Here is a 6,656-nt window from a genome sequence, read left to right as displayed (position 1 = left end):
CGCGCGCGGTGCAGAGGATGCGCGCGGGAGCGGAGCGGGGGCCGAGGGCCCGGGCGGCGGGCCGGGCGGCGACCTCGTCAGAGCGCCGCACCCGCCCCTCGAGCGCAGCCGCTTCGGCGGCACGGAGCGGCGGCCCGAGCGCGTCGCGGAGGACGCTGCGCCGGTCTCCCGCAACGACCTCAGCAAGGGCCCTGCCGAGCTGATCTCGGAGCCGCGGGCGAAGGTCCACTGGACCGTGCTGATCGTCTCGTCCGTCATCATCCTCGCGTTCTCGATCTGGGCCATCCTGGTGCCCGACACCGCGAAGGCGACGATGCTGACGGCGGTCACCTGGATCGCGACGAACCTCGGCTGGTACTACGTGCTCACGGTCACCCTCGTGATCGGGTTCGTGCTCTGGGTCGCCCTCGGCAAGGAGGGCAGCGTGCGGCTCGGCCCCGACCACTCGCGGCCGCAGTACAACCTCTTCACGTGGGTCTCGATGCTCTTCGCCGCAGGCGTCGGCATCGACATGCTCTTCTACTCCGTCACGGGCCCGGTCGCGCAGTACCTCGACCCGCCCGCCGGCGAGGGCGGCACCGCGGAGGCGGCGGGCGAGTCGGTCGTGTGGACGATGTTCCACTACGGCATCGCCGGCTGGGCGATGTACGCGCTGCTCGGCATGGCGATGGGCTACTTCGCCTACCGCTGGGGCATGCCGCTCTCGATCCGCGCCGCCCTCTACCCGCTGCTCGGCAAGCGCGTGCGCGGGCCGCTCGGCGACGGCATCTCGACGATCGCGCTCGTCGGCACCGTCTTCGGCGTCGCGACCTCGATGGGCATCGGCGTCGTGCTGCTCGGCGTCGGCTTCTCGACCCTCTTCGGCTTCACCGACGGCCTCGCGCTCCAGATCGCGCTCGTGATCGTCGCCGTGGTGCTCACGATCGGCGCGACGACGTCGGGCGTCGACAAGGGCATCCGATGGGTCTCCGAGCTCAACCTGTGGAGCGCGGCGGCGATGATGCTCTACATCCTCGTCACCGGGCAGACGGCGTTCCTCCTCAACACGCTCGTCGAGAACATCGGCCGGTTCCTCGTGACGCTGCCGGAGCGCACGCTGCAGACCTTCGCGTACGAGCCCGACGGCGCCGAGTGGATGGGCGGCTGGACGCTGTTCTTCTGGGCGTTCTGGCTCGCGTGGGGCCCGTTCGTGGGCGTCTTCCTCGCGCGCATCTCGCGCGGGCGCACGCTGCGCGAGTTCGTGATCGCCGCGATCACCGCGCCCGTGCTGTGCGACTTCATCATCGTCTCGCTCTTCGGGAACTCCGCGATGTGGGAGGTGCTGCAGGGCAACACCGCCTTCGCGGAGCTCGCGGTCGAGAGTCCCGAGGAGGGCTGGTACGCGCTGCTCGGCATGTTCCCCGGCGCGACGTTCCTCATCGGGCTCGCGACGCTCTCGGGCCTGCTGTTCTACCTCACGAGCGCCAACTCCGGCGCGATGGTCATGTCGAACTTCTCGTCGTCGATCCCGAACCCGTCGCAGGACGGCCCGAAGTGGCTGCGCATCTTCTGGGCGCTGCTCACGGCGCTGCTCACGATCGCGATGCTCGTCGCGGGCGGCGTGACCACGATGGAGTACGCGACGCTCATCTTCGCGCTCCCGGTCACGATCATCGCCTACCTCGTGATGCTGTCGTTCTCGAAGGTGCTGCGCATGGAGCGCGCCGAGCGCGAGGGCCGCGTGCTGCGCAGCCGCGCGGTGGCGGCGACGGGCGGCCGCACCCCCGAGCGATCGTGGCGGCAGCGGCTCGAGCGCATGCGCGCGTTCCCGTCGAAGAAGCAGGTCGTGCAGTTCCTCGAGCGGTCGGTCGTGCCCGCGCTCGAGGACGTGGCCGCCGAGTTCCGCGAGCAGGGCTACGAGGTCGAGCAGACCGCCGTGCCGGGCTCCGCCGGTGTCGACGAGCCAGTGCTCGTCGTGCGCATGGAGGAGGAGCAGCGCGACTTCCAGTACCAGGTCGCGATGGTCGAGGCACCGGTGCCGATGTTCACCGGCCGCATGTCCCGGGAGACCGACGTCTACTACCGGCTCGAGGTCTTCACGCAGACGGGGTCGGGCGGCTACGACCTCATGGGCCTCACGAAGCAGCAGATCATCGACGACGTGCTCGACCGCTACGAGGCCCACCTCGCCTTCCTCGCGTACTCGGCCGAGACGGCGGCGGCCTCGGTGCTCACGCCCCGCATCGCACCGGCGACCGGCTCCTCCTCCTCGGTGCCGCCTTCCCCCGCGGACGAGCCCGAGCGGGACGGCGACACGCGCGTGTGACGGATCGGGGCTACCGCGCGGCCCCGATCCGCGCTTGGCTCGAGGCGAGGGGATGCCTCACAACCGTCAAGGAGGACGATCATGGCTTCGATCGCTCGCATCACCACCATCAGCTCGCGCTCGGACGAGAGCTTCGAGGACGCCGTGCGGCAGGGCATCGCTCGCGCCAACGAGACGCTGCGCGGCATCGAGGGCGCGTGGGTCAAGGACCACGTCGTCAACATCGCCGACGGGCGGATCACGTCGTGGCAGGTGAACCTCGAGGTGACGTTCGTGCTCGACGACGGCCACTCGTCGGGCGGCGGCGCGGGCAGCTGATCCGTCAGCTCGGGCCGTGCCGCATCGCCCGGCCGACGAGGCCGGCGACGAGCACGTGCGCGAGCGGCAGGAGCGAGAGCGCCATGAGCGCTGCCCCGAGCGCGCCGTCGACGGGCACGAGCACGGCCCCCGCGATCACGAGCCCCGCGAACAGCGTCGCCGACACGACTCGCCGCAGCGCCCGCTCGACGCGCGCGACGCGGCGCTCGAGCGCGGGCGCCGTCACCGCGAGCCGGCCGTCCTCGAGCCGCGTGACGACGCGATCGATCCGGCCGGGCAGCCGGGCGGCGATCACCGCCGCGTCGAGCCCCTCCTCCGCGAGCGAGCGCACGAGCCCGCCGCGCTCCTCCTGCAGGAGCCGCGCCGCGTACGGCTCGACCGCATCCCACAGGTTGAAGGCGGGATCGAGCGAACTGCACATGCCCGAGGTGAGCGACATCGCGCGCACGATCAGCAGGAAGTCCTCGGGCAGCTGGAACGGCAGCGTGCGCAGCAGCTCGCCGAACTCGAGCCCGAAGTCGCGGAACTCCCGGGGATCGACCTCGCGCAGCTCAGCGAAGCCCATGCCGCCGAAGCGCGCGAACGCGTGCGACAGCGCGCGCTCGAGCTCGTCGGCGTCGGCGCTCGGGAGCAGCACCCCGAGCTCGCGCATCGCCGCGACGAGCCCGCGGCCGTCGCGCGCGGCCGCTGCGATGAGCGTGCGCCGCAGCCCCCGGCGGGTCCCGGCCGGCACCTCCCCCATCATCCCGAAGTCGACGAACGCGATCCGCCAGGGCGGGCCCGGCGCATCCGCCGTCCGGGCGACGAACAGGTTGCCGGGATGCGGGTCGGCGTGGAAGAAGCCGAGCGAGAAGAGCTGGTCGAACATGATCGACGCGAAGCGCGCGGCGACCGCGCTCGGGTCGATCCCGGCGGCGACGAGCGCGTCGCGGTCGCTGATCTTGATCGCCGAGACGTCCTCGAGCACGAGCACCCGACGCGTCGTGCGCTCCCACACGACCTGCGGCACGACGACGTGCGGGTCGTCCGCGAAGGCCTCGGCGAAGCGCTCGGCGCTCGCCGCCTCGTGCAGGTAGTCGACCTCGGCGAGGCTCGTGACCGCGAACTCCTCGATGAGCCGCGGCATGTCGACGCGCCGCGCGACGACCGCGACGTGGCTGAGCCAGCGCGCGACGCGGCGCAGGGCCGCGAGGTCGACCTCGACGATCCGCTCGATGCCGGGCCGCTGCACCTTGACGACCGCGTCGGCGAACCCGGTGTCGGATGCGTCGAGGGCCGACAGGCGGGCGCGGTGCGCCTGCCCGAGCGAGGCCGCGGCGAGCGGTTCGGGCTCGAACCACGAGAAGGCGCGCTCGAGCGGCATGCCGAGCTCGGCCTCGGCGAGCGCTCGGATCTGCTCGAACGGCACCGCGGGCGCCTCGTCCTGCAGGCCCTCGAGCTCGCGCGTGATCTCAGGCGGCAGCACGTCGAGGCGCGACGACATGAACTGGCCGACCTTGATCATGAGCCCGCCGAGCTCGACCGCGAGCACGTGGAAGCGTCGGGCGGTGCGACGGAGCCGGGCGCTCCGCCCTCGCGCGCTCACCGCGCCGAGCCCCAGCCGCGGCAGCAGGAGCTCGAACCACCACATGAGCAGCAGGTGCCGCGCGGCGAAGCGCAGGATCCGCCGGTAGCGGGCGCGGATGCTGCCGGCGTCGGGCATGGCGCCTCCTTGCGCCTGCCGCGGCGGGGGCAAGCGGGTCAGTCCTGAGCGAGGATGGCGTAGAGCCTACGCCGTGCCTCGTCGAGCACGCCGATCGCCTGCTGCACCTGCTCGGGGCTCCCGGAGCGGTGCACCTGCGCCGCCGCCTGAGCGAGGTCGATGCCCGCGCGCGGGAGCGCCGAGTACGGGCTCGTGCCCCGCTCCCCCGTGCCGAGCCACGGCGCCGGCCGGTCGGCGGCCTCGTCGGCCTCCGCACGCCCCGCCTCCGTGAGCGAGTAGGTCTTGCGGCCTCCCGCCTCCTCGGCCTGGATGAGCCCCTCGTCGGCGAGCAGCTGGAGCGTCGGGTACACCGAGCCCGCGCTCGGCCTCCACGCGCCCGCGCTGCGCTCCTCGATCTCCCGGATGACCTGGTAGCCGTGCATGGGGCGCTCGGCGAGCAGCGCGAGCACCGCCGCGCGCACGTCGCCGCGACCCATCCGCGTCGGGCCCCCGCGCTTCTCGAAGGCCGAGCGCAGCTGGTCCATCGCCTCCCACACACCGGCTCCCGGCGGGCCGAACCCGAATCCGCGGCCCGGGCCGTAGGCGTCTCCTCGCGCGCCGTGCATGGCGTCCTCCTCGCGTCGTCGTCGTCGCTGGGCGATACCCGACGATATATCGTCCGGATGCGCGGCGGAAGAGGGCGATCGGGCTCGGCACGCGCGGCTGGCTAGGCTTGACCCACCGACCCCCGAGGAGACGACGTTGTCTGACGTGACCTTCCAGCTGCTCGCCATCGGCATCTACTTCGCCGCGATGATCGCGATCGGCGTCTACGCCGCGCGCAAGACCAAGAGCCACGAGGACTACATGCTCGCCGGGCGCGAGCTCAACCCCTTCACCGCCGCGCTCTCGGCCGGCGCCTCCGATATGTCGGGCTGGCTGCTCATGGGCCTGCCCGGCGCCATCTACGCGTTCGGCCTCATCGAGGCGTGGATCGCGATCGGCCTCACGATCGGCGCCTACCTCAACTGGAAGCTCGTCGCACCGCGCCTGCGCGCCTACACCGAGGTCGCGCGGAACTCCATCACGATCCCGAGCTTCTTCGAGAACCGCCTGCGCGACCGCTCGCGGCTGCTGCGCATCGTCTCGGGGCTCATCATCCTCGTGTTCTTCACGTTCTACGTCTCGTCCGGCATGGTCGCCGGCGGCGTGTTCTTCGAGTCGTCCTTCGGCGCCGAGTACCTCTGGGGCATGCTGCTCGTGAGCGGCGTCACCCTCCTGTACACGCTCTTCGGCGGCTTCCTCGGCGCCTCGCTCACCGACGTCGTGCAGGGCATGATGATGTTCCTCGCGCTCATCATCATCCCGGTCATCGCGTTCTTCACCGTCGGCGGCCTGCAGGGCGTGCAGGAGGGCATCGCCGACTCGGGCGCCCAGCTGCAGGGCCTCATCCCCGCCGACCTGGACGGCGTCGCGGTGCTCGGCATCGTCTCCTCGCTCGCGTGGGGCCTCGGCTACGTCGGGCAGCCGCACATCATCGTGCGCTTCATGGCGCTGAAGTCGGTCGCGGCCGCCCGGCCGGCGCGCCGCATCGGCATCGGCTGGATGATCATCTCGCTCGTCGGCGCGGTCATCTCGGGCTTCGTCGGCATCGCCTACGTGCAGCAGTCGGGCCTCGGGCTCGAGAACCCCGAGACGGTCGTGCTCGCGATGTCGCAGGCGCTGCTGCACCCGTTCGTCGCGGGCCTCGTGCTCGCCGCGGTGCTCGCGGCGATCATGTCGACGCTCTCGAGCCAGCTCATCGTGTGCTCCTCCGCGCTCGTCGAGGACCTCTTCCAGGTGTTCGTCAAGCGACAGCCCTCGCAGCGCACGCTCGTGCTGCTCGGGCGCGCGTGCGTGCTCGCCGTCGCGGCGATCGCGGCGCTCCTCGCGATCAACCCCTCCGACACGATCCTCGGCCTCGTCGGCTTCGCATGGGCGGGCTTCGGCGCCGCCTTCGGCCCGGTCGTGCTGCTGAGCCTCTTCTGGCGCCGGCTCACGAACTGGGGCGCGCTCGCCGGCATGGTCGTCGGCGCCGCGACCGTCTTCATCTGGGACGCGATCGAGAAGGCGACCCAGATCGAGTTCTTCACCCTCTACGAGATCGTGCCCGGCTTCGTGCTCAACCTGCTGGTCGCGGTCGTCGTGAGCCTGCTGACGCACCGCCACGACGAGGAGGTGCAGGAGGAGTTCACCCGCACCGGCACGATGGTCGCCGTCCGCGCGGGCGAGCCGGCGCACGTGAGCGCCGCCGCGGCCGCCGATCGCAACGTGCTCCCCTGACGCGCCCCGCCAGGGCCGGTCGCCCGCGCG

General features: G+C 72.0%; 5 protein-coding genes. 3 read left to right on the top strand and 2 right to left on the bottom strand.

All coding sequences use genetic code 11. The annotated features are described in order from the left end of the window. Positions 1 to 2,305: choline BCCT transporter BetT (betT, locus tag NWP09_RS03400; RefSeq protein ID WP_258274133.1), on the top strand; the 2,305-nt coding region annotated here is incomplete at its 5' end. 81 nt (positions 2,306 to 2,386) lie between these two features. Next, complete coding sequence (locus tag NWP09_RS03395) at positions 2,387 to 2,623, top strand: dodecin family protein (RefSeq protein WP_258274132.1); 237 nt, start codon at positions 2,387 to 2,389, stop codon at positions 2,621 to 2,623. A 4-nt stretch (positions 2,624 to 2,627) separates the two neighbouring features. Here NWP09_RS03395 and NWP09_RS03390 read toward each other — a convergent pair whose 3' ends face one another. Together NWP09_RS03390 and NWP09_RS03385 are read right to left on the bottom strand one after the other, a co-directional pair. Beyond that, a complete protein-coding gene (locus NWP09_RS03390) occupies positions 2,628 to 4,325 on the bottom strand; it encodes an AarF/ABC1/UbiB kinase family protein (protein ID WP_258274131.1) in 1,698 nt (565 codons plus the stop codon). A gap of 38 nt (positions 4,326 to 4,363) precedes the next feature. Continuing rightward, positions 4,364 to 4,930: a PadR family transcriptional regulator gene (locus tag NWP09_RS03385; protein WP_258274130.1), complete on the bottom strand. Its 567-nt coding sequence runs from the start codon at positions 4,928 to 4,930 to the stop codon at positions 4,364 to 4,366. Between the two features lie 136 nt (positions 4,931 to 5,066). Here NWP09_RS03385 and putP point away from each other — a divergent pair, with 136 nt between their 5' ends. Then, a complete protein-coding gene (putP, locus tag NWP09_RS03380; protein WP_258274129.1) occupies positions 5,067 to 6,626 on the top strand; it encodes a sodium/proline symporter PutP in 1,560 nt (519 codons plus the stop codon). Positions 6,627 to 6,656: the final 30 nt, after the last annotated feature.

The organism is Agrococcus sp. HG114 (assembly GCF_024723325.1).
Taxonomy (GTDB): domain Bacteria; phylum Actinomycetota; class Actinomycetes; order Actinomycetales; family Microbacteriaceae; genus Agrococcus.
Note: the sequence above shows the minus strand (reverse complement) of the source record. Positions and strands in the feature narration are given on the sequence as shown.

Coding starts and splice junctions, on each gene's coding strand:
- NWP09_RS03390 (WP_258274131.1), bottom strand. CDS start 4,325: ATGCCCGACGCCGGCAGCATCCGCGCCCGCTACCGGCGGATCCTGCGC.
- NWP09_RS03385 (WP_258274130.1), bottom strand. CDS start 4,930: ATGCACGGCGCGCGAGGAGACGCCTACGGCCCGGGCCGCGGATTCGGG.
- NWP09_RS03395 (WP_258274132.1), top strand. CDS start 2,387: ATGGCTTCGATCGCTCGCATCACCACCATCAGCTCGCGCTCGGACGAG.